We start from the raw sequence: 23933 nt of genomic DNA on the forward strand, positions 1-23933 counted from the left end.
ACCTCACCATGGGAAAAATAAAACAATTCGCTTGTTTTGTTTTCATGCTTTGCTGCATTGCCTGCAAAACGGGTGAAGAAACCGATGCCGAAGTCTCTGCCGGCAAACTTAACGAAATATCGATCGTAATAGATGATGTGCTTTGGAACGGCGAGGTAGGCGACAGCCTGCGCAAAAGGTTTGCCGCCCCGCTAGACGGCCTTAGCCAGGAGGAGCCCCTTTTTACCCTTAGCCAGCTCAATGACGCATCGTTTGAGGCCGACATGACAAAGCTGAGGAACATCATTGTGGTGGAGAAATCCGGGAAAAGGGATTTTAAGTTCAGGCAGGACGGCAACTGCAAGCCCCAAAACACATTTACCATAACAGGCAGGTCTATAGATGAGCTGCTGGAGCTTATCGACATGCATGCCGATGAGGTGATCCGTACCATAAGGCAAACCGAGATTGCACAAATCCAAAAGCGAAACCAGCAAGAAGGCCTACTCACGGAAAGCGTCTTTTCTTCGCAGTACGGCATTTCCATCAACGTTCCGGCAACGTACGGCATTCCGGTTAAGAACGACAAATTCCTTTGGCTCAAGAAAGATATCCCCAGCGGCAACACCAATGTGTTGCTGTATACGGTTAAATATGATGTGCTGGAAAGGGATAAGGATATCCTGAACAATATTATCAGGATGCGAGATTCCATAGGCCGGCAATACATCCATGGTACTGAAAAGGGCACTTTCATGGTTACCGAAGAGGCCTATTCGCCTTATTTTTTCATGACCGGCTTTAACGATAAGCGGGCTTTTGAAACCCGCGGCAACTGGGAGATGGAGGGCGATTTCATGAACGGCCCCTTCCTCAACTATGCCATCCGCGACGACAAGCACCAATGCTACCTCGTGGTAGAAGGGTTCATCTACAGCCCGTCTTCCGACAAAAGGGACCTTATCATGGAACTGGAGTCGATAATCAAGTCCATAAAATTCCTATGATCCCCGAATTTAAAATAAAGCGATTTAACGAACTTTCTTTACCTGAACTATACCAAGTGCTGCAACTGCGCAGTGAAGTGTTTGTGGTGGAGCAAAATTGCGTTTACCAGGACATTGACGGCAAAGACGACAAGGCTTTGCACCTGCTGGGCAGCCATGACGGTAAGATTGTGGCCTATACGCGCCTTTTTGCGCCCGGTTATTATTTTGACAATGCCTCAATAGGCCGGGTGGTCATCAGTCCGTTATACCGTGACCGAAAATGGGGCCACAGCCTGATGAAAGCCTCGATTGACGGTATAAGACAGCACTTTAATACCGGAAGCATTACCATTTCGGCACAGCTGTACCTGAAAAAATTCTACGAAAGCCACGGCTTTGTACAAGATGGGGAACAGTATCTTGAAGATGACATACCGCACATCCGGATGCATGCCATTTCAGATTTTTGATTTCAGATTTCAGATTGAGCTACACTCATAATCTGAAAAATGGTAAATCAAAAAACGGTTAGCGGTGTTCTAATCAAGCAAAGTCCTGGATTAAATATCTTTCAATTTCATGTGGCCAATTATCCGGCAGGAGTGACCTCAATCTGAAATCTACAATCTGAAATCTGAAATTAAATCTTCGTAATCACCAGTTCCACCCTGCGGTCGTACTCGCTGCCTTTACCCAGAGGCTTTGTGTTGCCATAGCCTTTGTAGACCATGCGTGTCTTTGGGATGTTTTTTGAGGCGAGGAATTTATAAACCGTCAGCGCCCTGTTGGTTGAGAGTTCGCGCTTTTTGGTGTCCTTGTCAATAGCCTCCTTGTGGAACGATGGCGTACAGCAGATGTGGCCCTGTATCTCGAAGCTGAGGTTCTTGTATTTTTGGAGCAGCCGGGCTACTTTTTCCAGTTCGGTACGCGATTTGGCGGTGAGCTTGCTGCTGCCGCGCTCAAAGAGTATATTTTCCAGGTAAATGTGATCGCCCACGATCATGTCTTTCTTAATCGTATTGTAAAAGCCCGGATCGAGCTTTGGCGGTGGCGCCGGCCTGAAGTTGACCACAACGTCTACGCGGCGGTTCTTGGAACGTGCCTCGCTTATGTTATCAATGTCTTCATCGAGCATGATGCGGCCCTTGCCCTCTATGGTCACGATGATCTTGTTCTTTATACCGCGGCCAATCAGCGTGTCGCGTATGGTATTGGCGCGCTTGGTCGAAAGCTTAAAGTTATACTCGTCCTTGCCGCGGTCGTCGCAATAGCCAAATATCTGTATGGTTTCGATCCTGGTGGTATCGATCGCCTTGATAAAGGCCACTACGTTATTGCCCTGCTTGTCGTCAAGGTTATATTTGTCGAATTCGAAGTAAATGGAATAAAGCGTCTCTTCCTGTGCTATCAGGGGCTGCACAAGCAAAAGGACCGCCAGGTAAAATAGTTTTTTCATCAATCGTTATTATGTACATTGCTCTCATCAACACGCGTAAGCACGAGGTCTTCCGGCGGATGGATCACTATCGGGAATTTCTCCACCTTTACCGAGCTGCTGTCCAGGCCAAACGCACGGCCTTCGGAGAGGCTTACCTGCTTGAGCACAAAGTAAATGTCGAGCACGATCCTCTCGTACCACGGCAGGTCGTTGTCGTATGACAGGAATTTCTCTATCAGTACAAACTTAAAGTCGCCTATAACGTTGTTTCGGTTAAGCGATTCATAGCGGCTGGTAATGTCCACTTCGCCCTTCTGCACCATGTCGCGCACCACCTGCTTGAACATAAGGTTTATCCTTGGCGCCACACGGAATCCGAGATAGAAGTCTATCCTTATAACGTCATCTTTCATGATTTCGCGTACGCGGTACTCCATTTTGTAGGGCTCATCCACCACATTCACGTGTACAAACCAGTAAATGTCAGCCCTTTTTGGCCTTTTTTGCAGTATCGAATAAATGATCTTCGATTCCACCTCGTCGCCCAGCTGGGCATTGGTCATGTACACCAGGTGGGTGGCATATTTTGGTATGGACGTGTCATTGCTCAATTCAGACAATACCTGCTTGTAGTTCTCGATCTTGGTAAACTCGGTATATTCGCTGCGAATCTTTTTCGCCCAGAACCACACCGTCATTATTACACCCAACACGCCCGTTATAATAACTGACACGTAGCCTCCATTGTGGAATTTGTCGATATTTGCCATGAAGAAAGCGCCCTCAATAACAAGGTAAACCGTGATTATTGCCAGGATCACCACTGTAGGGTAACGGCGTGTAGCCATGAACATACCCAATAGTGATGTCGTCATTAGCATGCATATGACAATCGCAAGGCCATAGGCCGCTTCCATGGCGCTCGATTCGCGGAAGTAGAGTACAATAGAAACACAGCCCGCAAACAGCATCCAGTTGACCGAAGGGATGTAAAGCTGCCCTTTGAGCTCTGAAGGGTACTTAACCGAAACTTTCGGCCAAAAGTTGAGGCGCATGGCCTCGGATATCATGGTAAACGAACCGCTGATGAGCGCCTGCGATGCGATAACCGCAGCCGATGTGGCAATGGCAATACCGAAAGGAAGGAACCACTCGGGCATCAACAGGTAGAAAGGGTTGGCCGGGTCATGCGGCTTTCCGCTTATCTGCGTAAGGGTTTCGCCTTTGTGGGCCATAAGGTAGGCGCCCTGCCCAAAGTAGTTGAGCACGAGCATCGTCTTTACAAATATCCAGCTCACGCGGATATTGCCCCTGCCACAGTGCCCCATGTCGCTGTAAAGCGCCTCGGCACCCGTAGTACAAAGGAATACGAAGCCAAGCACATAAAAGCCTTCGCTGTGCATCTCGAGCAGGTAGTGAATGTAGTAAGGGTTTAATGCTTTCAGGACAAATACATTCCCGGATATGGCAATTACTCCCAGTACCCCCAACATACTGAACCACAGCAGCATCATAGGGCCAAAAGCCTTGCCGATGAGCGATGTTCCGAAACGCTGCACGAAAAACAAAACGAAAAGTATCGAGATGACGATAGGTACTGTGTCAAGATCCTCATTATAAATGCGCAGACCCTCAATGGCAGAGGATACAGAGATGGGAGGCGTAATGAACCCGTCAGCCAGGAGGCAGCTGCCCCCTATGATGGCAGGTACGATCATCCATTTTTTCTTGAAGCGCTTAAGCAGCGCGTACAGCGAAAAGATGCCGCCCTCACCTTTGTTGTCGGCCTTTAGGGTGAGCCAGACATACTTAATCGTGGTTTGGAGTGTAATTGTCCAGAAGATGCAGGATAGTGCCCCAAGCACCAGTTCTTCACGTATGGCTTCCTTTTCGCCAAAAATTGCCCTCATTACATATAGGGGCGAGGTTCCTATATCTCCGTAAATAATCCCCAAGGTAACTATCAGACCGCCAAGGGTTACCTTGCTCATGTGTTTGTGACTATGGCCCACGATTAAATTAGATTAGAAGGCAAAGGTATATGTTTTTTATAAATCCGCCAGTTTGAACGTGTTATATTTGGTCTTTGCGGGAATAAGATGTAAGAAATCACTTAATGTTGCCGGCAATCGGTTTGCCATTACGGGACCATTCGCTCCAGGAACCCACATATAAGGCAGGAATGCCCAGCCCTGCAAGTTCCAGCGCCAACAGTGTATGGCATGCCGTAACGCCCGAACCGCAATGCACTATTACATTTCCGGTGGGGATATTCCCCAGCGCCGCAACGTATTTTTCACGTAATAGTTCAGGTGAAAGGAATTTGCCATCCGCATCCAGGTTCGATGCAAACGGAATATTAATTGCTCCCGGTATATGGCCCGCGATGGGGTCGACAGGTTCTGTAATGCCTGCAAAGCGTTCTTTGTCACGTACATCGATGACAATTGATTCTCCGCCTGCAGCGGCAGTAGCAGCGCCATCCATATCTGCTGTGGGCAATTGCCAGTTTAAGAATGTATAATCCTCCCTGCCTTTTGGCGTTTCAATGGCATGGCTTGCCGCAAAACCCTCTTTCTGCGCGGCCTGCATCCCGCCATCCTTCGGGTCTGGAGGAACCTGTGCAAGGTCGGCGTTAAGGTCGGCATAAAGAGCGCCCTGCAGGTGCGTGTCGTTATAACGTTCGCGTGATGGCCCGGCATCTATGAGGATATAGCCGCCCTTTGGAAGTAGCAATAGTTCTTTTGGGCCGATGATGGGAGGGAGGGGCTGCTGCATGGCAAAAAAATCCCGGCAATGCGGCCGGGATTAATATTATTTTAAAAGTATCTTGTTGTATTGGGCAGCGTTATTAAGCAGTGCCGCCGCCTTTTGGATTTCAACGTTGCTCGTTGTGTAATATTTATACAGCCCTTCCTTGTATTGGTAACGCTTGATGAGCTCATCCAAAAGCAGCTGCTTTATTTCGTTCTTGTGGAGGTTCAGCTCTTTCTCCTCGCTTTTTTGCAGCGCGGTGAGCAGCTGGTTGTATTCGGCCGCAATGCTTTGGTCTACTTTTTCCTTTTTGGCTACCTCAAGCACTTCTTTCAGCGATTTTTCGGTCTCGGTATCAAACTCAAACTTCTCTTTTTTCAGGTACGCCTTGAATGCTTCAAACTCCGCATCTGAAACGGTGGGTATTGCTGTGCCTACATTAGGGTTCTTGTAGTAATATACCGTAGCATAATTAAAAATACCGTCCTTGCGTATCAGCGCATCGGCAATGGCGCTTTGTTTGGATTCATCCAGCTCTACATCGGGCAATATGCCGCCACCGTCATATACTGTCCTGCCCTTGCGGGTCTTAAAGGCATTGTAATCCTTTTTATCAATGCGGATGGCCTTGCCGTCTGCATCCTTGTGCGTATAATCCAGTGCCTGTATGCCGCGTCCTGAAGGCGTATAGTAGCGCGAAATAGTCACTTTTACCTGTGTGCCGTAGGTAAGGTCAAGGGGGCGCTGCACCAGGCCTTTGCCAAAGCTCCTGCTGCCCACGATTACCGCACGGTCAAGGTCCTGCAGTGCACCGGCCACAATTTCCGATGCTGAGGCGCTCTTGCCGTCTACCAAAACAACCAACGGGATATCAAGGTCTACCGGGGGCCTTTGGGTTTTATAGGTGTTGTTGTATTTCTCGTTCTTCGATTTTGTGGTCACGATGATCTCGTCCTGCTTTACGAAAAGGTTGCAGATGTTTACCGCTTCGTTCAAAAGCCCGCCCGGATTGCCCCTCAGGTCGAGTATGATGTTTTTGGCGCCCTGGCCTTTCAGGTCGATGAGCGCGGCCTTGGTTTCCTGCGAAGCCTTGGCATTGAACTGCGAAAGCACAATGTAGCCGGTTTCCTTGCCAACGAGCGAATAATAGGGCACGGCCTTTACATCTACCTCGTTCAGTGTCAGCTGGGTACTCATCGGCTTGCCCTGGCGCAGGTATTTTATGTCGATTTTGGTATTGCGCGAGCCTTTCAGCAGTTCGCTGGCATCTTCTTTAAAATTGGCAAGCACCACATCGCCAATCTGTATGATTTCGTCGCCTGCTTTCAGGCCTGCTTTGTCGGCAGGGTAGTCTTTGTACGGCTCCTTGATGATGAGTTTGCCTTCCTTGCGCGATATCTGTGCGCCAATGCCGGTATACTCGCCCGTACTGTTGATTTTGAATTTGACCACATCCTGCTCGTTAAAGTAGTTGGTGTAGGGATCCAGGTCCTCCAGCATGCTCTTTATGGCTTTGTCCATTAGCTGAGCTGGATTGGTTTCATCCACATAATTGTTGTTCACGGTCTTGAACAGGGTGGTGAATATCTCAATCTGTTTGGCGATCTCAAAGAAATCCTCTTTAAAGCTTACCCCAACAAATAAAAACCCGGCGGCAAGCGTGGGCAGTACATATCTTTTCTTTAACCTGGTAAACATAATTTCCTTTCTTTATTTTTTGATGATAATCGTGTTACGAAAATAAGGATTAAAGGCTAATCTATTGCCATTGTCACCTGAAACTTTGTGCCGCATCCTGAATATCAAACGGGAAAAGGCAAATAATAGTGCGTAATGTCCAATCCCCGCCACTATCAATATGCACAGGTAACCCTTATATGAAGCCGCATCACTTAAGTTTTAAGTTCTTATTTTTTTTCATTCTAAATAAAAATAATACATTTGCCTTAATTTAGATTCAATTTAAACAACATCATTAACCAATGAATAAGATAACCAATTTCATGGCTTTAGCATTTATCCTGCTTGCGGCCGTTTCCTGTAAAAATGAGGACAGCAAACCCAAAAATGATATTTCCCGGATAGTTTCTCTAAACGGTGCTGTAACAGAAGTTATAGCGGCTTTAGGCTATGAAAAAAACCTCGTAGGGCGCGACGTTACTTCAACGTATCCTGAAAGTGTTAAGAATAGTGAAAAGATAGAAGACCTTGGCCATGTATCCCGTGGGCTTTCGATAGAAGCATTATTAGACCTTAAACCAACCATAATATTCGGAACAGAAAAAGACATGACGCCTGACCTGCAGTCTAAACTGAAGGGCAGTGGGATTACTACAATCATTTTCAAACAGGATTTTTCAGCCCCGGGAGCTAAAAAGCTTATCGCTGATGTAGCTGCGGAGCTTAACCATGAAGACTTCAAAGCGCTCCAGGACAAAATTGACACAGACCGCCAGGGCTTTACCAAGTTTGAAAAAGCACCTAAAGTACTGTTCATCTACGCCCGTGGCGCGAACATGCTGATGGTTAGCGGAACAGGAACACCTATCGAGGGCATGATACAGCTGGCCGGCGGCGCGAACGCCGTGACCGATTTTGCCGACTTCAAGCCGCTCACGCCAGAAGCGCTCATCAAAGGCAACCCGGATGTGATCCTGCTGTTCGAAAGCGGTGCGCAGAGCGTTAACGGCATCGAAGGCGTGCTGAAAATTCCCGGAGTAGACAAGACCAATGCCGGCAAGAATAAAAATATCATAACAATGGATGGCGGCCTGCTTACCAACTTTGGCCCACGCACCGGCGAAGCGGCAAAAGCGCTGAACCAGCTGCTTTCAGGACATGCGAAATAAGCTCTTTATATACCTGCTGCTGAGTTTCCTGCTACTGATCGTTTTAGCGGTGTGGTCGCTGTACAGCGGGGTTTTTGTATTCGAAAAACATTCGTTCCTGGAAATATTCAACGGCATCCTGGCCAACGACGGCAGCATCGACCCGTCCGAACGCTTCGTACTAATGGATCTCCGATTGCCGCGCATCGTAATGGGCATCCTGATAGGGAGCGCGCTGGCCGTTTCCGGTACGTGCCTGCAGGGTATGTTCCGCAACCCATTAGCCACGCCCGATTTGCTTGGGATAACAGCCGGAGCATCAGTGTTTGCTGCTATCACGATAGTTTTGGGGAGCTACATCAGGCCCTATATACCCGAAGCGCTGCACTACTCACTGCTGAGCATTATGGCATTCCTCGGGGCATTGCTTACAATGGTTACGGTGTACCGCCTTTCTACACAGAATGGGCGCACCAACATCGTGATGATGCTCCTTAGCGGCGTGGCCATTACGGCGATAGGGTTTGCGGTCATGGGGCTGCTCATCTTCTTCAGTAAAGACGAAGAGCTGCGCGACCTTACCTTCTGGAACCTGGGCAGCCTTGCCGGGGCCACATGGGCCAAATGCGGCATACTGGCAGTGGTGGTAACTTTTTCGTTTAGCATGCTCATCAACAAGGGCAAGGCGCTGAACGCCATGATGCTGGGCGAACGCGACGCGCAGCACCTGGGCATACCCGTTGAACGCATTAAAAAACAGATTGTAATACTCACCGCACTCATGGTAGGCGCCTGCGTGGCGTTTGCCGGGACCATCAGCTTCATGGGGCTTATCGTGCCCTATATACTGAGGCTGATATTCAGGAGCAGGTACAATATCATATTGCCGCTCGCGGCGGTGTGGGGCAGCATACTGATGCTCACTGCCGATACCGTGAGCCGTACCATCGCCCCACCGAGCGAAATATCGGTGGGGGTGCTTACCGCATTCATGGGCGCACCGATATTCATGATCATCCTGATGCGCAACAGGAAACAGATGTAATTATGTTAGAAGCAAACAACATATCGTACGCACACCGTAAGTTTACCATACTCGAAGGCATCGATGTTTCGGTCCGTACCGGTGAGCTGCTCGTGATTGTAGGCCCCAACGGCGCCGGCAAGAGTACGCTGCTGAGCGTGCTGGCCAATGAAATGGGCAAAACTGCCGACCCTGTTATCTTCAAAAAGAAAACCTTTAAGCAGTGGGACGATAAGGAACTGGCGCAAAACAAGGCGAAGTTCTCCCAAAGCAACAACAGCGACATCCCGTTATCTGTGGCCGATGTGGCCATGATGGGGCGATACCCGTACTTTAATGCCCAGCCCTCCAAAACAGACAAGGATGCGGTGCTTACTGCCATGGAGGAAACCGATGTGGCCGCACTGAAAGACCGCGACTACAACTCGCTTTCTGGCGGGGAAAAGCAAAGGGTGCATTTGGCAAGGGTATTGTGCCAACTGGATAATGATGTGTCGGAAAAGCTGGTCTTTCTGGATGAGCCCCTCAACAACCTAGACGTACTGCACCAGCACCGCATACTGCATACCGTAAAGAACTTTACCGGAAGGGGCAACACAGCCGTAATGGTACTGCACGACCTGAACCTGGCTGCGCAGTTTGCCGACAGGGTAATGCTCCTGAAAAAAGGAAAGATCGTGGCTCACGACGTGCCTTGTAAAGTTTTCACAAAAGAAATAATAAGCCGGGTGTACAACTTTCCGTGTACGATATGCCCGAATCCGGTAAACCGGAACCCCTTAATCATTTTTGGAATTTAAATACACACTATAATGGATACCACAACCAATACACTGAAATCGCAGTGGGAGGCCCTGAAAGCCGAAAACCCACACCTGAGGATACGGAATGCCGCCGAGCAGCTTGGCGTTAGCGAGGTCGAACTTGTAGCCACAAGCGTTGGCGAAACCGTAACACGCCTTCGCCCTGAGTTTGCCGCCATATTGACCGAAGTTGAAAAACTGGGCAAGGTAATGGGCCTAACCCGCAATGATGAGTGCGTTCACGAGCGCAAAGGCGTTTACCTCAACCCCGATTTCAGCAGCCCGTTCGCGGGATTGTTCGTGGGCGAGGACATCGACCTGCGTATTTTCCTTTCGCACTGGGACAAGGCTTTTGCCGTGTCGGAAACCAGCGAGCATGGCGACAGGAAAAGCCTCCAATTCTTTGGAAAAGACGGGCTCGCGATACACAAGATCTACCTTACCAAAGACAGCAATGCAGAAGCTTTTGATGCTTTGGTAGCCCAATTTAAATCGGACAACCAGAGCCAGGAGGAAACCACTATAGCGGTGCCGCTTATCATTGATGAGAAGCCCGATGAGGAGATAGACGTGGCGGGTTTCCGCGAGGCTTGGGAAAATTTAAACGATACGCACGCGTTCTTCGGGATGCTTAAGAAATTCGGCGTGACCCGTACACAGGCGCTTCGCCTTGCACCGAACGGGCACTTCGCCAAAAAAGTCGACAACAATACCGTAGTAAAAATCCTGGAAGGCGCTGCGGGACAAAAACTGCCGATCATGTGCTTTGTAGGCAACCGCGGCAACATCCAGATACATACCGGCCTGGTACGCAAAACCATGTGGCACAACCAATGGTTCAACGTGATGGACCCTGACTTCAACCTGCACCTGGACACCGGCAAGATCGCACAGACGTGGATTGTGCGCAAACCGACCGAAGACGGTGAGGTGACGGCCATTGAAGTATTCAACGAAATGGGCGAGATCATCGTGCAGTTCTTCGGCAAAAGGAAGCCGGGCATCCCTGAGCTTCAGGAGTGGAGGGAGCTTGTTGCTTCACTATAATTTACAGGAAGTTATCTTTATGAAGCCGTTCTGAGAGGAGCGGCTTTTTGTTTTTGAAAGGGAACGCGGATGACGCGGATCGCCCGGATTTTATTTTTTATGGATTGTTCAGCAGGCTCTTCAGGTTTGAGTGAAGCTCTTCCCCTCCTTTGGAGGGGTGGCTGAAAGCCGGGGTGGTTTTACATAGCACAAAAAAGCATTCGTTTCATTTTAACCACCCCGCCCTGCGGGCACCCCTCCAAGGGAGGGGAAGAGCTTCACTCGGCCGAATTAGCAAGGATTTTTAGCCGCACAGTCATTGCGAGCGGAGGAACGGAGCGCGGCAATCTTTCTATGTAACCGGCTTTGCGTGAGCAGAAAGATTGCTTCGTCGTTCCTCCTCGCAATGACAGTGCGTATAGTACATACCTCGTTAACACTCCCTATCCGCCCCACAGCTGTCACCATCGACAATATCAAGCGGGGCATTGGTTTTCCATTCGCCGTAGGATTTTTGCAGGGCATCGAGGAACGATTCGGCTTCCTGTGCACCGCTCACGGCATACTTGCGGTTGAACACAAAGAACGGCACACCACGCACGCCAATGTTGCGGGCTTCCTGTATGTCCATTACCACATCCTGGAAATAGGCTTCGCTGCCCATGGCTTTGCCCAATGCCTCAGTGTCAAGCCCTACGGAGCCGGCAATCTCAATGAGTGTTGCGGCATCGTCTATGTTCTTTCCATCAGTAAAGTACGCTTTGAAGAGCGCTTCCTTAGCCTCATTCTGCCTGCCGTGTTCTGCAGCAAAGTGCAGCATGCGGTGCGCGTTGAAGCTGTTGGCGGGTATGGCTTTGTCGAGGTTATATTCCAGTCCGGTATCGGCGGCCATTTTGGCTACATAGCCGTTCATTTCCGTTGCCTCTTCAAGGGATATGCCCTTGTGCTCAGCAAGGAACTGGTGCAGGTTTTTGGTCGGGTCGGTTACCATTTCGGGCGAAAGCAGGTAGCTTTTCCACTCGATCTCCACTTTGTCTTTTCCTTCAAACTTTTCGAGCGCCTGCTCAAAGCGGCGCTTCCCTATATAGCAGAACGGACACATGATGTCGCTCCATATCTCGATTTTCATGGTATTGTGTTTTGTGCAAAGGTAAGGATAAAAAAAGGAGCCGCGCCGGTTTGGAATCCAAAGCAGATACCGTGTTTCGCGCCCTGTGTTTCATGTCTGAGTGAAGCTCTTCCCCTCCCCGGAGAGGTGGCTGAAAGCCGGGGTGGTTGATTTCGCAAAGTTACATTGCCTATTGTTTTTAACCACCCCACCCTGCGGGCACCCCTCCAGTGGAGGGGAAGTAACATACCTCAATCCACATACATAGCTTCGTATCGAACAGAAACAAGCTCTCCGTCCTCAATTACCATTGTTATGATACTTCCGCGCTCAGTGTCGGTTATGTAGAATTCAGGAGATATTTCTTTCCGGTTCAATAATTCCAATAATTCTTCTTTAGTACTGCCTATTTTAATACTCCTCACTACGTGCGATCCGGGATTGGCAAGGCGTGCCTCCAACGGAAAGCGATTGGTGGCATTGCTGAACATTGTTATCGTATCCTGTTGCTTATAAAAACGGTAAATCGTATCGGTAATATTTTCGTTGTGCCTGTTTTTCTGTGTAGTAAATCGGGATGAGTAGGAAGACAACGTCTTTTTATCAAGCTTTAGTCCATCATAAAATTCATTAACGACCTCATCGCTTACAAGTGTATCGAGCGGCTTGAACACTACCCTGTCCGGAGCAGCTTCTGTAGCATTATCGTTCTTATTCACACATGAGAATATGAGTAGGGATGATAGTGACACAATGATTGGCTTTAAATTCATGGCATTAATTTTTCGTGCAAATTACAGTTATTATGAGAAATTTGAATGATAGTTTTTTGCCGCTCGTGAGTGAAGCTCTTCCCCTCCCCCGGAGGGGTGCCCGTAGGGCGGGGTGGTTAAAATGAAAATGAACGAATTTGTTTCATCGTGGTAAAACCACCCCGGCTTTCAGCCACCCCTCCAGGGGAGGGGAAGGCGGACGAAAGACCCAGGGGAATAAAAAAATCCCGCAGGCATTACTACCCCCGGGATTCACATAAAACAAAAACTAACTTACTAAAAACTTCCTATTGCAGCAGCGCGTATTGGAACACCGGGAAGCCCCTGTGCCCGTCCTGGCTGAGCATGGAAAGGAATTTTACTTTATAATAGTTGCCGTCGCCGTCCTGCAGTACAAAAAATACGTTGTTGTACACCTGTACCGGAAGCACGTTCCTCCAGTTGGCGCCAATGGCACGCTGGTCGTCGCTGAAGGCAATATCGACTGTCTGTAATGTTTCCAGTGAGAACGCTTCGTAAGCCGCCGCATCGCCGTCTACTCTGATGGCCTTAACGCCTGCCTTTGTATTGGTCACGATATAATCGGAGTAGAAGTAGGCCCCAAAAGATTCCGTGCCCTGGAACACCTCATTGGTAAAGGTGGTAAAGTTCATGTCCCACTTGTCTTTTTCCGGCTCTGCCTGCACGGTAGCGCCCGTTGTAAGGTTTACAAACACATGGTTGAAGGCCGCATTTTTAGCAATGCTTACCTCTGTAGCCGTTGTGGCATCAAGGTTGGCATACTGCAGCTTGTAGCCGCTGCCGTCCCTCCATACTTTTACCTTTTTCCAGCCCCGTGGGTCACCGGCCACATTCGATACGCCCGGATCTACCGTAGTGGTGGGTACCTGGCTGCCCAGGTTGACCAGGTACACTTTGGCCGCAGCTTCGCTTGTTGCCAGGTTGCCGAAAGCTGTACGCGACAGGCTGCCGTCCGGGTGGTCGATGTAGGCCATATTGCCCGCGTCAAACGTTCCTACAGCCACCATCGGGTCTTCTTCCTGCACAAGGGTAATGTCGGTCGTTTCAAGCTGTTTTACGGCCATTTTAAGCGACCCGTTGATTACCACCCGGAAATCGTCGCCCGAGTAGAAGCCAAGGTCCCAGCTGTCGCGTGCTACTGCTGTTGCATTTTCCCCGCTAAGGTCTACATACACTTGGTTGCCTTGCGTAGGGCCGCCCACACTCAATGGATGTTCGGCCGTACCGAATATCGTCCCTTCGGAGATCGGTTCTATGGGCGCTACATTGCTGTCGTCATCGCCGCACGCAAAGGCCAGCAAGGCCAGCGGAAGTAGGAATATCTTTTTCATATGATTATGTATTTAGGGTTAGAAGTTTAGATTATAGGTGAGCTTTAAAAAGTAAGAGCGCCCGTACGCCATCAGTATGCTGGTGCTGCCTGTATCATGTGTACCTGCCGAGGCTACGTTCGACCGGATGTTCACTACGTCGAGCAGGTTGCGCCCGCCCAGCGTGGCATCGAGCCTGCCGCTAAAGAAGCTTTTCTTTATCGATGCATCCATCAGGCCAAACGATTCGATTTCCTGCAATATGAACTGCGACTGGCCGTTTACCGCAGTTTCTATGTACTGCGGCTGCCTGCCGTTGATCTTGTAATATAACGAAAAGGTGGTGTTCCACTTCGGCACGGTATAGGCTACATTGGTATTGAACTGCATCGTGGTAAGGAATTTGTCGTCCGACACTGCCGTGCCCGAACTGATCCTTTTTGAAATGCCCAGGAATGCCACCCCTGCCTTCACCATCCAGTTGTGGTATTCCAGCTGGTGCGTGGTGGCAATGTTGTACATTTTGTACTTGTCGATGTTGATGTACTCGTACTTCCATGTGGGTACGGTCTCTGTAAGCACCAACTCGATGCGGTCGTCTATGCCGATGTAGGTCGCCGAAAGGCTGTTCATCAGGCGTACTTCGGAATTGAAGAATGTCGTTTTTTTAATGCTGGCCTCATACGAATTGCCCGTTTCGGGCATCAGGTCCTCATTGCCCTGCACGTTGTGGTTGGAATCGACGAAGTAGGTGTAGAGTTCGTCGTAGTTCGGGGTGCGGTACGACCTGCCGAACGATGCTCTGGCCTCAATCTCATGGTCGAATAAATAACGCAATCCCATGGAGGCCGACCACTGGTCGTCGAACTTGGACTGGAACGAGTAGCGGAAGCCGGGGCGCAGGGAGAACCTGTCGGTCACGCCAAACTCGGCCGCGGTAAACACATCGTAGTTTTCCAGCCTCTGCTTGATGTTGCCTTCGCCTGCACCGCCCACAAAAAGGCCCGATGCAGCGGCATTGTAACCGTTGGTGTTCACAAACTCATAGCCCACCTGCAGGTCGAAACTTCTATCTTTAAAGAAGTTGCCCAGTGTACCTGTCGAGTAGAGTATCTCGGTGTCCTGGTAGGTCTTTTCGGTATGGTTGGTTTCCTGCCCGGTCTGGATGTAGTAGTTGAACTGCTCCAGGTCTCGGGTCTGCCTTTGGTGCGAAAGGGATACGTTATAATCGAGCGACCCCACCAGCCTGCCAACCGCGTTGAGGTGGTGGTAGAATTTTTCGGTAAAAAACCTCCTGTCGCGCGAAAACAGCAATATCCCCGTACCGGGAACTACCTGGCTCTCCACAATGGGGTTATAGAAATCGATATTTTCGTTGAAATAGTCAAATTTGTAGAACAGCCTGAAATTGCCCTTTTGGTAACGGATAAGCGCGTTGCCAAAGTACTGCTCTTTGGGCAGCCAGCTGAAGCCACGGTTGACCCAGGGCGTTGCGGGGTCGTAGTCGGTATAGTCGCGCCCGCCGCGGGTGTCCTTAAAGCCGGTAAAATCGTTGCGGTTGCCGCCTATGGAAACAAACCAGTTGTCGTTGATGGTGTGTGCGGCCCTCAGGGCCTGTATATGGCGCCCTTTGTCATACAGTGGGGCATACTCCTCTCCAATGCTCTCTTCCTGCGCTGTGGCGTTTATTTCCCACTTATTGAGTATAGACTTTTTGGTAATGATGTTGATGATGCCGCTTACCGCATTGGCACCGTGCGTTACGCCCATGGCGCCTTCTATGATCTCGATGTGGTCGATGTCGTCGAGGTTAATCTGCGTGAGGTCGATGTTGTTGCCCAGGCCGGTATCGCTTACCAGAGGAATATTATCAACCAGTATCTTCAGGTATTGCCCATCAAGCCCAAACATCGATACGGTGGACCGCCCTTCGGCGCTGTTGGGCTGCACCATGATATTGAGGTACTGGTTGAGCACATCGGCAAGATTGTTGGCTGCCTGGCGCTGTATGTCCTCACGGCTGATGACCTTGACATTGAAAACCGATTTTTTGATCGATTGCGGTTCGATCTGTCCGGTTACCACCACTTCGTCAAGTTGTTCTGTTGTAATGGTATCGGTAACGGTCTCCTGGGCGGTGGCCATGAAACCTGAAATCAGGAAAATATTAAGTAATGCTTTAGTGCCGTTTTGCATTTAAATTAACTTAGATTAATTCTAAATTGCAAAACTACACGTGTCGGGTATTATATGCAAATTATTTTTATTAATTCTAAATAAGAATTTCTAATTCGCAATGATGTGTAGCATTTGAAAAATTAAAAGCGGATTTTCAGGATTAAAGCAAGGCAGCCTGAATATACCCTTCAGGATTACCTAAAATCCCATTTGGCATACCCTAAAATACCCATGCTTGTTCCTAAAAATCCGCTTTTTTCCTTAAAAAAAGATGATTTACAGGTCGAAGCCCATGTTTACGCCCAATTTTGAGGCGATGAGCTTGGTAATCCTGTTTTTGAGTTCCGGTATCCTGATGCTTTCGATAACCTCATTGCTGAAGGCATACATGAGCAGCGCCTTGGCTTCCTTCTTCGGAATCCCGCGAGACTGCATGTAAAACATGGCGCTTTCGTCCAGCTGGCCTATGGTACAGCCGTGGGAGCACTTCACATCATCGGCAAAGATCTCGAGTTGCGGCTTGGCGTTTATGGAGGCCTTATCGCTCAGCAAGATGTTGTTATTCTGTTGGAAGGCATCAGTTTTTTGGGCTTCCTTCTCTACATAGATCTTCCCGTTGAACACACCGGTGGCGTTATCGTCGAAAATGCCTTTGTAGTTCTGGTGGCTCTCACAGTTCGGTTCGGCGTGGCGCACCAGCGTATAGTGGTCTACCAACTGCTTGTCGCCAATGATGGTAATGCCCTTCAGTGTACTTTCCACGCGCTCGCCCTGATGATAGAAGTTCAGGTTGTTGCGGGTAATGTTGCCCCCGAAAGAGAATGTATGTACCGATGCATGGCTCTGGCCCTTCTGTGCAATGAACGTATTGTCCACAAGGTTAGCACTCTGCAGGTCGTTCTGTATCTTGTAATAATCCACCAATGAGCGTTCCTGGGCAAATATCTCGGTAACCGAGTTGGTGAGCACCGGATTGCCGTTAAGGCTCTGGTGGCGCTCTATGATCTGTACCTGGGCGTTTTTGCCCACAATCACGAGGTTGCGGGGCTGCACCATCAGCGCGGCCTCGTTCCCTGTTGAGAAATACATGATCTCGATGGGCTTGTCGGCTACCTTGTTTTTCGGGATATTGATATAGGCACCCTCAATGGCAAAGGCAGTATTCAGTGCTGTTAGGCTATCTTCCGTGTTAGCTATCTTATTGAAATGATTATCAATAACCTCCTTGTATTTCGGCTTGGTTAGCGCAGATGACATCAGGCAAACATCCAGCCCGTCGTGCGTGGTAGACGAAAGGAACGAGCTGAAGATACCGTCAATAAACACTACCTTATAGGTATCAATCTCGTGCAGGAAGTACTTCTTTACATCCGCATAGCCAATAGCATTTTCCTGCTTGGGGAATACGGTAAAGTTATTCTTAAGCACCGCATTGAGCGATGTATATTTCCAGGCCTCCTCCTTTTTGGTCGGGAATCCTTTATTTTCAAAGGTCTTCAGGGCTTCGGTGCGTATATCATGTAACTCAGTAGTTACATCTACACGCTCTTCAAAAGCCATGAAAGAGGACAGCAATTTTTCTTTCAACTCCATTTTAGTTCTCCGATTTTATCCAGTCGTAACCCTTTTCCTCAAGTTCATAGGCCAGCTCCTTACCGCCGGACTTCACAATTTTACCATTGTAAAGAACATGTACAAAATCAGGAACGATATAATCCAAAAGCCTTTGGTAGTGGGTGATAACGATAACCGCATTATCTTCGCTGCGAAGCTTGTTCACGCCATTGGCAACGATACGCAATGCATCGATGTCAAGGCCTGAATCGGTTTCATCCAGTATCGCCAGTTTCGGCTCGAGCATCGCCATCTGGAAGATCTCGTTACGCTTTTTCTCACCTCCCGAAAAGCCTTCGTTCAAAGACCTTGAAAGGAATTTACGGTCGATCTCCAAAAGCTCCGATTTCTCACGGATAAGCTTCAGCATCTCGTTAGCAGGCATTTCTTCGCGGCCTTGAGCCTTGCGGCTCTCGTTAATGGCGGTTTTCATGAAGTTCGTCACCGATACCCCCGGAATCTCCACAGGGTACTGAAACGACAAGAATACGCCTTTATGAGCCCTTTCTTCAGGAGCCAGTTCACCGATGTCCTCACCTTCCAAAAGGATCTCGCCATCGGTTACCTCATAATTCTCATTCCCGGCAATTACCGATGAAAGTGTACTCTTCCCGGAACCGTTAGGTCCCATGATGGCGTGTACTTCTCCGGCTTTTACTTCAAGGTTGATGCCTTTTAAAATCTCTTTATCTTCAACACTTGCGTGTAAATTCTTTATTGATAACATTTTAATTCTATTTGTCTGATTCGCCTTCTGACAATTCAATAAAGGCTGAAATTATTTGTTTTATGTATGGATTTCTTTTTAGTATTATCATGGACACAGGATAACGATTTTGATTTGAATCTATGAGGATCTCATCTATTTTTATAAATCTATCATTTTGGTATTTATAAAACCATTGGTCAAACTTTTTTCTTCGTATATCCTGCCTGTTGTCTGACGAGTCGCAAATGTAAATACAAACATTTTGAGAACTTGCATTAAAAAACTCCTTAAATATTTCGGCAATAGTAATACTTACATTAGCATCGAGGGGAGGATTTTTGCCTGAACCATTAATTACAACTTCAATTACAAACTCATAAATCAGGTCAGAAAACTCATTTCCAGGGAGCAGATAAGGAGACGGCTTGAATTTAATTTCATAAACAATCCCATTAGCTGTTTCAAAAATATAGCTGTTGTTATGTCCTCCGATAAATAAATAGGCATACGTCATTATCTGTCGGCATTCAATTTCCTTAGTTTTTGCAATGCTACTTTAAACTCTTCAGTATTCACATCATTCCTTATTTCCTCCTGAAGTTCTCTCTTACTTTGAAGCAGATATGCTATAATCTCATCCGTTGTCCTTTTCTTTTTTTCCTGTGTTTTCATAATCAATATGAATTTAATTATCCTACACTTCCCTCCAAACTTATCTCCAATAACTTCTGTGCCTCAACCGCAAACTCCATAGGCAGCTTGTTTAGTACTTCCTTGCTGAAACCGTTCACAATAAGCGCGATGGCCTTCTCCGTTGGGATGCCCCGCTGATTGCAGTAGAATACCTGGTCTTCGCCAATTTTACTGGTTGTGGCCTCGTGCTCTATCTTGGCGGTGGTATTTTTCGACTCAATATACGGGAATGTGTGTGCACCACAGTTGTTGCCCATCAGCAGCGAATCACACTGTGAGAAGTTGCGTGCGTTCTCTGCCCTTGAGCCTATCTGCACCAGCCCTCGATAACTGTTTTGAGATTTTCCGGCAGAGATGCCTTTTGAGATGATGGTACTCTTGGTATTCTTGCCAAGGTGGATCATCTTGGTGCCGGTATCGGCCTGCTGGTAGTTGTTGGTCACGGCTATGGAGTAGAACTCCCCAACTGAGTTATCGCCTTTCAGCACGCAGCTTGGGTATTTCCACGTAACTGCTGAGCCGGTTTCTACCTGTGTCCAGGATATTTTGGCGTTCTTTTCGCAAAGGCCGCGCTTGGTCACAAAATTGTACACCCCTCCCTTGCCTTCCTTGTTCCCAGGGAACCAGTTCTGTACGGTCGAATATTTTATCTCCGCATCGTCCATCGCAATAAGCTCCACTACTGCGGCATGCAGCTGGTTCTCGTCACGGCTTGGCGCGGTACAGCCCTCGAGGTAACTAACATAACTGCCTTCGTCGGCCACTACCAGTGTACGCTCAAACTGACCTGTACCTGCCTGGTTGATACGGAAGTATGTACTAAGTTCCATAGGGCAGCGCACCCCTTTCGGGATGTAGCAAAACGATCCGTCTGAAAATACCGCCGAGTTAAGCGCGGCGTAGAAGTTGTCCTTCTGCGGCACTACCGAGCCGATGTATTTTTTCACCAGTTCCGGATGCTCCTTTATTGCCTCCGAAATGGAACAGAAAATGATGCCCTTTTCGGCCAGTGTTTTTTTGAATGTGGTTGCTACCGAAACGGAGTCCATCACGATGTCCACTGCCACCCCGGCCAGCATTTTCTGCTCGTCAAGGGAGATGCCCAGCTTTTTGAAGGTTTCCAAAAGTTCAGGGTCTACCTCGTCAAGGCTTTCATATTTTGCTTTTTTCAACGGTGCGGAATAGTATGAAATGGCCTGGAAATCGGGCTTTTCATAATGCACATTGGCCCATTCGGGCTCGGTCATCTGCTCCCACGCACGGAAAGCCTCCAGGCGCCATTCGGTCATCCAATCGGGCTCTTCCTTCTTTTTCGAAAGTGCGCGCACCACATCCTCATTTAGCCCAATGGGGAATGTATCCGATTCTATATCAGTATAAAAACCGTACTCGTACTCTTTGGTTTCGAGTTCAATCTTTAATTCCTCTTCAGTGTATTTACTCATTAGTTGTTTAAATGTTTAAAGTTTAAATGTTATAAAGTTCCAACCAGATACTTTATAAATCCACTTAATAACTTTGATATCTCATTCACCTTCTCGTTAAGGCTATAAAATTCATCATTTGAAATATAGCCCAGATCAGAAGCTAAATAAAGTTGAGACCTAAATTCTCCTGCAGATGCTTTGGCAATATAAAGAAATCGTATAAACTCCTTTGTAGTTTCTCTCTCAAAACCTTCTGCAATGTTAGAAGAGATAGAAATACTCGCCCTTCTCATTTGGTCCCTCAACCCATAATCCTTGTTGAAGATCTCATTATTATTGGTTACCCTATATATTTCTGCATTTAATTCCCTTGCTTTCTGCCATGAAATAATTTCTTCAAAGGAATGTAATTTCGCCATACAGGAACATTATAACTTTTTAACCTTCAACTTTATAACTATAGCGAAAAACTCTCCCCGCACCCGCACGTCCTTTGGGCGTTGGGGTTATTGAAAACAAAGCCCTTGCCGTTAAGCCCGCCGCTGAACTCCAGCACGGTGCCGGCCAGGTAAAGAAAGCTTTTTTTATCTACTGCTATCTTTATGCCGTTGTCTTCAAATACTTTATCATTTTCGCCCAGCGCCTTGTCAAATTTCAATTCGTATGAAAGGCCCGAACATCCGCCGCTTTTTACGCCTACCCTTATGTAATCGGTAGCCGCGTCAAAACCGTCATCCTCCATGAGCATAACGGCCCTCTTTTTTGCTGAATCAGAAACTTTTATCATAGCTTAGTTACCCTAAATTAGTCTAAATAATGTGCAAAGATACCACATCTTTAAGAGAATGCAATAAATAGGCCCTTTTTTATGATTATGAGCTGATAAGCAATCTTTATGATTTAAAGTTTCTGCTAATATACCTTGCCATCCATTACATTTTTACAAAATTCGGGAAAGTCAGCCCCTATTTCGTAAAAATCATCTTCGTCCCTAAAAGGGGTACTGTCATAAAACTCGCCTACCTTTCCATAGAGTCCGGATGCCTTGTCACAGCAAAGGAAAAAATTACCCCTGTCGTTGCGGTGCCCCACCGCAAGCCAAAAGGCAGGGGCAGCGCCAAGGTCGCCTTCGCCGTCAAAATAGTCAAATGTATGCGTGACCATGCCGTAAAAGCCGTAAATATAAAGTTCCTGGCCGGGCAAAGGCGCAAGCGTATCGTTATCGAGCATTTGAAGGAATTCGATATAGGGTTCCGGTATCACAAATTGTTCCTTCCGCTCATAAGGAATTTCTTCAAACATGGAAAATGAGTGGAGCAGCAGTTTTCTTGTTGAAGATGCAAAATATTCATTATCTGTACTGTTGTAGCGTTCGCCCCTGCTGACGAGTTTTTCGAGAGGGCTATCGTTATTTACCAGGCGATCATTATCCGGATGGATCTGTATTGGGGTATCGAGCAATGCTGTCAGCTGTTTTTCATTGCCGTTTACTTCGGTAAAACGCTCTATCATGCGCCTCCCCAGGAATTCGGACAGAGAGTTGGCCACGAGCCTTCCGGTCAGGTACTCGTCGTGCCTGTACTCAATGATGACCGGGTATCCGGTAACCGAAAGATGTTTTGGGTCGGCAAAATAGGAGTCGCCAGAATAGTTTTTGCCAATCGGGATTATGCCCGAGTGGATATGGTTCCTGATATCTACGCAGTTATCATCTGTATCGGGTTCTTCGTTATATTCGTCTTCAAGTTGTGATTCGTAGGTGTCCATGATGTCCCGGCGGATTTCCTCCAGATCATAGAGGTTAGCAAAATGGCGGTCGTCAGGAGTGCCATTAAATGAAAGGTAAATTTTACGGATGTCATCAGGAAAATTTTCAGGGATACTGTTTTCGGAAGCTCCTTTTCCCAACCTGAATACGTGGCTGATATTTAGCGCTTTGTAGAACATGACCAGCTCCTGTACTGTTGATGGAAGCTTTTCCGGTGCAATGAACCGGTACTTTTCAGGAAGGGCATATTTGTCCAGCAGCCCCCGGCGCACGCAAAGTTTTTTTAGCGCTATTTGTTGCGGGCTTTCCGAATGCGGGTCAACGAGTGCCAAGAGGATACGGCGCTTTACATTTTCACTTTCTGCGGAAACGCCATAAGTATCCTGCCCCATAACCGAAACAATCACAAACAGCTGGTCATTGGTGGTGATATATTGTTTAAGATAGTTGGCGATCAGGCCGGCTTCGTTAGTATAAATGCACAGCATGGCTAAGAATTTTTCGAAAGCCGACACGCCCTCTACATTGCCAATATTGCCACCCTGCAAATGATGGCTGCGAATGTCGTCACTGTTTCCTGCCACAACATTCAGCGCTGTGAGCACATTATGGAGCAACAGCAGCAGTATGGCTTCTTTTCGGTTTGCATCGAACAGTTGGACACCTTCCTCAAGCAATTTACCGGCTTCGGGTAATGTTACCCCGCCCAAAGGCCCATCATATATCTGCTTAATGAAGTCCTCCTGGTTGGTGAATGCCAATGCATCAAAAACTGAAAGCTGGAAAAGCAGGATGCGGTTCATCAAAGCCTCTATTTGTGCCAGATTTTCCTTTTTGTATTCGAGGTTCCTCATCTCGATCTCAAGGTGGTAGACGGCCATCCTAAGCCGATGCACCTGGGCGGCCGAAATTGCTTTTGACGCAAGTTCGAATAAAGTATCTATCCATAGGCCATATACCTCATACATGGCATCAGCGGCTTCTTCGTGCAAACCGAAGTTTATTTTAATGGGGTCGGGATAGTCCACCAGCATCTCCATTACATAGCCGGAAATCAATGCGCCGTGGCGGTGCAGGAGCAACCTGTCATTAAGGTTTTTGCCAAATTCCAGTACGGTTTCACGGGTCTGTTTTTGCCTGCGCATCATGGTGTACAGCAATGACCGCAGTATGCCTTTCAGCTCGTAATAGGCTGTCCAGTTATCCCTCTTCGGGTCAATATCCATGGCCATGCGCTCGAAATAATCAAAATACATTTCCATCCAGCCTTCGATTGGCTCCGTATGTGAGTGTGCCCAGTCCCTCAGGGCCATAATCTTTTGCGATTCTCTTCTTAACGCCGGGACTTTGGTATCATAGGGCACTTTAGATAAGTGGATGTAGCTTAATGCAGCCAGGCTGTCGGTCAGTTCTTGCGGGAATTTCATAGCAGTTACTGTTGTTGATTGGTCCAAAAATAATGCTTTTACTGCTTGATTATATTTTGGTATG

General features: G+C 47.9%; 22 protein-coding genes. 6 read left to right on the forward strand and 16 right to left on the reverse strand.

The annotated features are described in order from the left end of the window. Positions 1 to 8 precede the first annotated feature (8 nt). Complete coding sequence (locus OGH69_RS15590; RefSeq protein ID WP_265175419.1) at positions 9 to 986, forward strand: DUF4837 family protein; 978 nt, start codon at positions 9 to 11, stop codon at positions 984 to 986. Continuing rightward, the gene (locus OGH69_RS15595) at positions 983 to 1438 is read left to right on the forward strand and encodes a GNAT family N-acetyltransferase (RefSeq protein WP_265175420.1); all 456 of its coding nucleotides are present in this window, start codon (positions 983 to 985) and stop codon (positions 1436 to 1438) included. The genes OGH69_RS15590 and OGH69_RS15595 overlap by 4 nt, the downstream gene beginning before the upstream one ends. Before the next feature lie 170 nt (positions 1439 to 1608). Here OGH69_RS15595 and OGH69_RS15600 read toward each other — a convergent pair whose 3' ends face one another. The 4 genes from OGH69_RS15600 to OGH69_RS15615 all read right to left on the reverse strand — a co-directional run bounded on the left by OGH69_RS15600 (position 1609) and on the right by OGH69_RS15615 (position 6858). Beyond that, on the reverse strand, positions 1609 to 2424 hold the full coding sequence (locus OGH69_RS15600; protein ID WP_265175421.1) for an OmpA family protein: 816 nt from the start codon (positions 2422 to 2424) through the stop codon (positions 1609 to 1611). Then, a complete protein-coding gene (locus tag OGH69_RS15605; protein WP_265175422.1) occupies positions 2424 to 4397 on the reverse strand; it encodes a KUP/HAK/KT family potassium transporter in 1974 nt (657 codons plus the stop codon). Before OGH69_RS15605 ends, OGH69_RS15600 begins: the two co-directional genes overlap by 1 nt. A 118-nt stretch (positions 4398 to 4515) precedes the next feature. Continuing rightward, the gene (locus OGH69_RS15610) at positions 4516 to 5184 is read right to left on the reverse strand and encodes a sulfurtransferase (RefSeq protein WP_265175423.1); all 669 of its coding nucleotides are present in this window, start codon (positions 5182 to 5184) and stop codon (positions 4516 to 4518) included. A 36-nt stretch (positions 5185 to 5220) separates the two neighbouring features. Further along, entirely contained in the window at positions 5221 to 6858 is a 1638-nt protein-coding gene (locus tag OGH69_RS15615; protein ID WP_265175424.1) for a S41 family peptidase, read from the reverse strand. Between the two features lie 284 nt (positions 6859 to 7142). Here OGH69_RS15615 and OGH69_RS15620 point away from each other — a divergent pair, with 284 nt between their 5' ends. From OGH69_RS15620 to OGH69_RS15635, 4 genes are read left to right on the forward strand one after another with little or no spacing between them, the layout of a single operon-like run. Then, the gene (locus tag OGH69_RS15620; RefSeq protein WP_265175425.1) at positions 7143 to 8009 is read left to right on the forward strand and encodes a heme/hemin ABC transporter substrate-binding protein; all 867 of its coding nucleotides are present in this window, start codon (positions 7143 to 7145) and stop codon (positions 8007 to 8009) included. Beyond that, positions 7999 to 9033, forward strand: a complete 1035-nt coding sequence (locus tag OGH69_RS15625; protein WP_265175426.1) for a FecCD family ABC transporter permease — start codon at positions 7999 to 8001, stop codon at positions 9031 to 9033. Before OGH69_RS15620 ends, OGH69_RS15625 begins: the two co-directional genes overlap by 11 nt. Positions 9034 to 9035: 2 nt before the next feature. Beyond that, positions 9036 to 9812 carry a heme ABC transporter ATP-binding protein gene (locus OGH69_RS15630; RefSeq protein ID WP_265175427.1) on the forward strand — a complete coding sequence of 259 codons (777 nt, stop codon included), beginning with the start codon at positions 9036 to 9038 and terminating at the stop codon, positions 9810 to 9812. 12 nt (positions 9813 to 9824) lie between these two features. Further along, entirely contained in the window at positions 9825 to 10862 is a 1038-nt protein-coding gene (locus OGH69_RS15635; RefSeq protein WP_265175428.1) for a hemin-degrading factor, read from the forward strand. Between the two features lie 412 nt (positions 10863 to 11274). On the opposite strand, the gene OGH69_RS15640 is transcribed toward OGH69_RS15635, so the two are convergent. From OGH69_RS15640 to OGH69_RS15695, 12 genes are all read right to left on the reverse strand, one after another. Further along, positions 11275 to 11970 (reverse strand): DsbA family oxidoreductase, encoded by a 696-nt coding sequence (locus OGH69_RS15640; protein ID WP_265175429.1) that lies wholly within the window; start codon positions 11968 to 11970, stop codon positions 11275 to 11277. Between the two features lie 230 nt (positions 11971 to 12200). Continuing rightward, positions 12201 to 12722 (reverse strand): hypothetical protein, encoded by a 522-nt coding sequence (locus OGH69_RS15645; protein WP_265175430.1) that lies wholly within the window; start codon positions 12720 to 12722, stop codon positions 12201 to 12203. Positions 12723 to 13009: 287 nt separating this feature from the next. Beyond that, entirely contained in the window at positions 13010 to 14074 is a 1065-nt protein-coding gene (locus OGH69_RS15650; protein WP_265175431.1) for an HmuY family protein, read from the reverse strand. A gap of 18 nt (positions 14075 to 14092) precedes the next feature. Then, positions 14093 to 16249 carry a TonB-dependent receptor plug domain-containing protein gene (locus tag OGH69_RS15655; RefSeq protein ID WP_265175432.1) on the reverse strand — a complete coding sequence of 719 codons (2157 nt, stop codon included), beginning with the start codon at positions 16247 to 16249 and terminating at the stop codon, positions 14093 to 14095. Between the two features lie 258 nt (positions 16250 to 16507). Then, entirely contained in the window at positions 16508 to 17824 is a 1317-nt protein-coding gene (sufD, locus tag OGH69_RS15660; protein ID WP_265175433.1) for a Fe-S cluster assembly protein SufD, read from the reverse strand. 1 nt (position 17825) lies between these two features. Further along, positions 17826 to 18572 (reverse strand): Fe-S cluster assembly ATPase SufC, encoded by a 747-nt coding sequence (gene sufC / locus OGH69_RS15665; protein WP_265175434.1) that lies wholly within the window; start codon positions 18570 to 18572, stop codon positions 17826 to 17828. Positions 18573 to 18579: 7 nt separating this feature from the next. After that, a complete protein-coding gene (locus tag OGH69_RS15670; RefSeq protein WP_265175435.1) occupies positions 18580 to 19068 on the reverse strand; it encodes a DUF6169 family protein in 489 nt (162 codons plus the stop codon). Continuing rightward, a complete protein-coding gene (locus OGH69_RS15675; RefSeq protein WP_265175436.1) occupies positions 19068 to 19226 on the reverse strand; it encodes a hypothetical protein in 159 nt (52 codons plus the stop codon). Before OGH69_RS15675 ends, OGH69_RS15670 begins: the two co-directional genes overlap by 1 nt. A 17-nt stretch (positions 19227 to 19243) precedes the next feature. Continuing rightward, positions 19244 to 20692 (reverse strand): Fe-S cluster assembly protein SufB, encoded by a 1449-nt coding sequence (gene sufB, locus OGH69_RS15680; RefSeq protein ID WP_265175437.1) that lies wholly within the window; start codon positions 20690 to 20692, stop codon positions 19244 to 19246. Between the two features lie 29 nt (positions 20693 to 20721). Further along, positions 20722 to 21093: a four helix bundle protein gene (locus tag OGH69_RS15685; protein WP_265175438.1), complete on the reverse strand. Its 372-nt coding sequence runs from the start codon at positions 21091 to 21093 to the stop codon at positions 20722 to 20724. A gap of 38 nt (positions 21094 to 21131) precedes the next feature. Then, complete coding sequence (locus OGH69_RS15690) at positions 21132 to 21461, reverse strand: HesB/IscA family protein (protein WP_265175439.1); 330 nt, start codon at positions 21459 to 21461, stop codon at positions 21132 to 21134. 125 nt (positions 21462 to 21586) lie between these two features. After that, positions 21587 to 23869, reverse strand: coding sequence for an SMI1/KNR4 family protein (locus tag OGH69_RS15695; protein ID WP_265175440.1), 2283 nt, complete (start codon positions 23867 to 23869; stop codon positions 21587 to 21589). Positions 23870 to 23933 lie beyond the last annotated feature (64 nt).

It is taken from the genome of Flavobacterium sp. MFBS3-15 (assembly GCF_026107645.2).
In the GTDB taxonomy this organism is placed as follows: Bacteria; Bacteroidota; Bacteroidia; order Flavobacteriales; family Flavobacteriaceae; genus Flavobacterium.

What these genes read in the sequence shown, in the direction of transcription:
- OGH69_RS15590 (WP_265175419.1), top strand. Translation starts at nt 9, where the DNA reads ATGGGAAAAATAAAACAATTCGCTTGTTTTGTTTTCATGCTTTGCTGC.
- OGH69_RS15595 (WP_265175420.1), top strand. Translation starts at nt 983, where the DNA reads ATGATCCCCGAATTTAAAATAAAGCGATTTAACGAACTTTCTTTACCT.
- OGH69_RS15600 (WP_265175421.1), bottom strand. Translation starts at nt 2,424, where the DNA reads ATGAAAAAACTATTTTACCTGGCGGTCCTTTTGCTTGTGCAGCCCCTG.
- OGH69_RS15605 (WP_265175422.1), bottom strand. Translation starts at nt 4,397, where the DNA reads ATGAGCAAGGTAACCCTTGGCGGTCTGATAGTTACCTTGGGGATTATT.
- OGH69_RS15610 (WP_265175423.1), bottom strand. Translation starts at nt 5,184, where the DNA reads ATGCAGCAGCCCCTCCCTCCCATCATCGGCCCAAAAGAACTATTGCTA.
- OGH69_RS15615 (WP_265175424.1), bottom strand. Translation starts at nt 6,858, where the DNA reads ATGTTTACCAGGTTAAAGAAAAGATATGTACTGCCCACGCTTGCCGCC.
- OGH69_RS15620 (WP_265175425.1), top strand. Translation starts at nt 7,143, where the DNA reads ATGAATAAGATAACCAATTTCATGGCTTTAGCATTTATCCTGCTTGCG.
- OGH69_RS15625 (WP_265175426.1), top strand. Translation starts at nt 7,999, where the DNA reads ATGCGAAATAAGCTCTTTATATACCTGCTGCTGAGTTTCCTGCTACTG.
- OGH69_RS15630 (WP_265175427.1), top strand. Translation starts at nt 9,036, where the DNA reads ATGTTAGAAGCAAACAACATATCGTACGCACACCGTAAGTTTACCATA.
- OGH69_RS15635 (WP_265175428.1), top strand. Translation starts at nt 9,825, where the DNA reads ATGGATACCACAACCAATACACTGAAATCGCAGTGGGAGGCCCTGAAA.
- OGH69_RS15640 (WP_265175429.1), bottom strand. Translation starts at nt 11,970, where the DNA reads ATGAAAATCGAGATATGGAGCGACATCATGTGTCCGTTCTGCTATATA.
- OGH69_RS15645 (WP_265175430.1), bottom strand. Translation starts at nt 12,722, where the DNA reads ATGAATTTAAAGCCAATCATTGTGTCACTATCATCCCTACTCATATTC.
- OGH69_RS15650 (WP_265175431.1), bottom strand. Translation starts at nt 14,074, where the DNA reads ATGAAAAAGATATTCCTACTTCCGCTGGCCTTGCTGGCCTTTGCGTGC.
- OGH69_RS15655 (WP_265175432.1), bottom strand. Translation starts at nt 16,249, where the DNA reads ATGCAAAACGGCACTAAAGCATTACTTAATATTTTCCTGATTTCAGGT.
- sufD (WP_265175433.1), bottom strand. Translation starts at nt 17,824, where the DNA reads ATGGAGTTGAAAGAAAAATTGCTGTCCTCTTTCATGGCTTTTGAAGAG.
- sufC (WP_265175434.1), bottom strand. Translation starts at nt 18,572, where the DNA reads ATGTTATCAATAAAGAATTTACACGCAAGTGTTGAAGATAAAGAGATT.
- OGH69_RS15670 (WP_265175435.1), bottom strand. Translation starts at nt 19,068, where the DNA reads ATGACGTATGCCTATTTATTTATCGGAGGACATAACAACAGCTATATT.
- OGH69_RS15675 (WP_265175436.1), bottom strand. Translation starts at nt 19,226, where the DNA reads ATGAAAACACAGGAAAAAAAGAAAAGGACAACGGATGAGATTATAGCA.
- sufB (WP_265175437.1), bottom strand. Translation starts at nt 20,692, where the DNA reads ATGAGTAAATACACTGAAGAGGAATTAAAGATTGAACTCGAAACCAAA.
- OGH69_RS15685 (WP_265175438.1), bottom strand. Translation starts at nt 21,093, where the DNA reads ATGGCGAAATTACATTCCTTTGAAGAAATTATTTCATGGCAGAAAGCA.
- OGH69_RS15690 (WP_265175439.1), bottom strand. Translation starts at nt 21,461, where the DNA reads ATGATAAAAGTTTCTGATTCAGCAAAAAAGAGGGCCGTTATGCTCATG.
- OGH69_RS15695 (WP_265175440.1), bottom strand. Translation starts at nt 23,869, where the DNA reads ATGAAATTCCCGCAAGAACTGACCGACAGCCTGGCTGCATTAAGCTAC.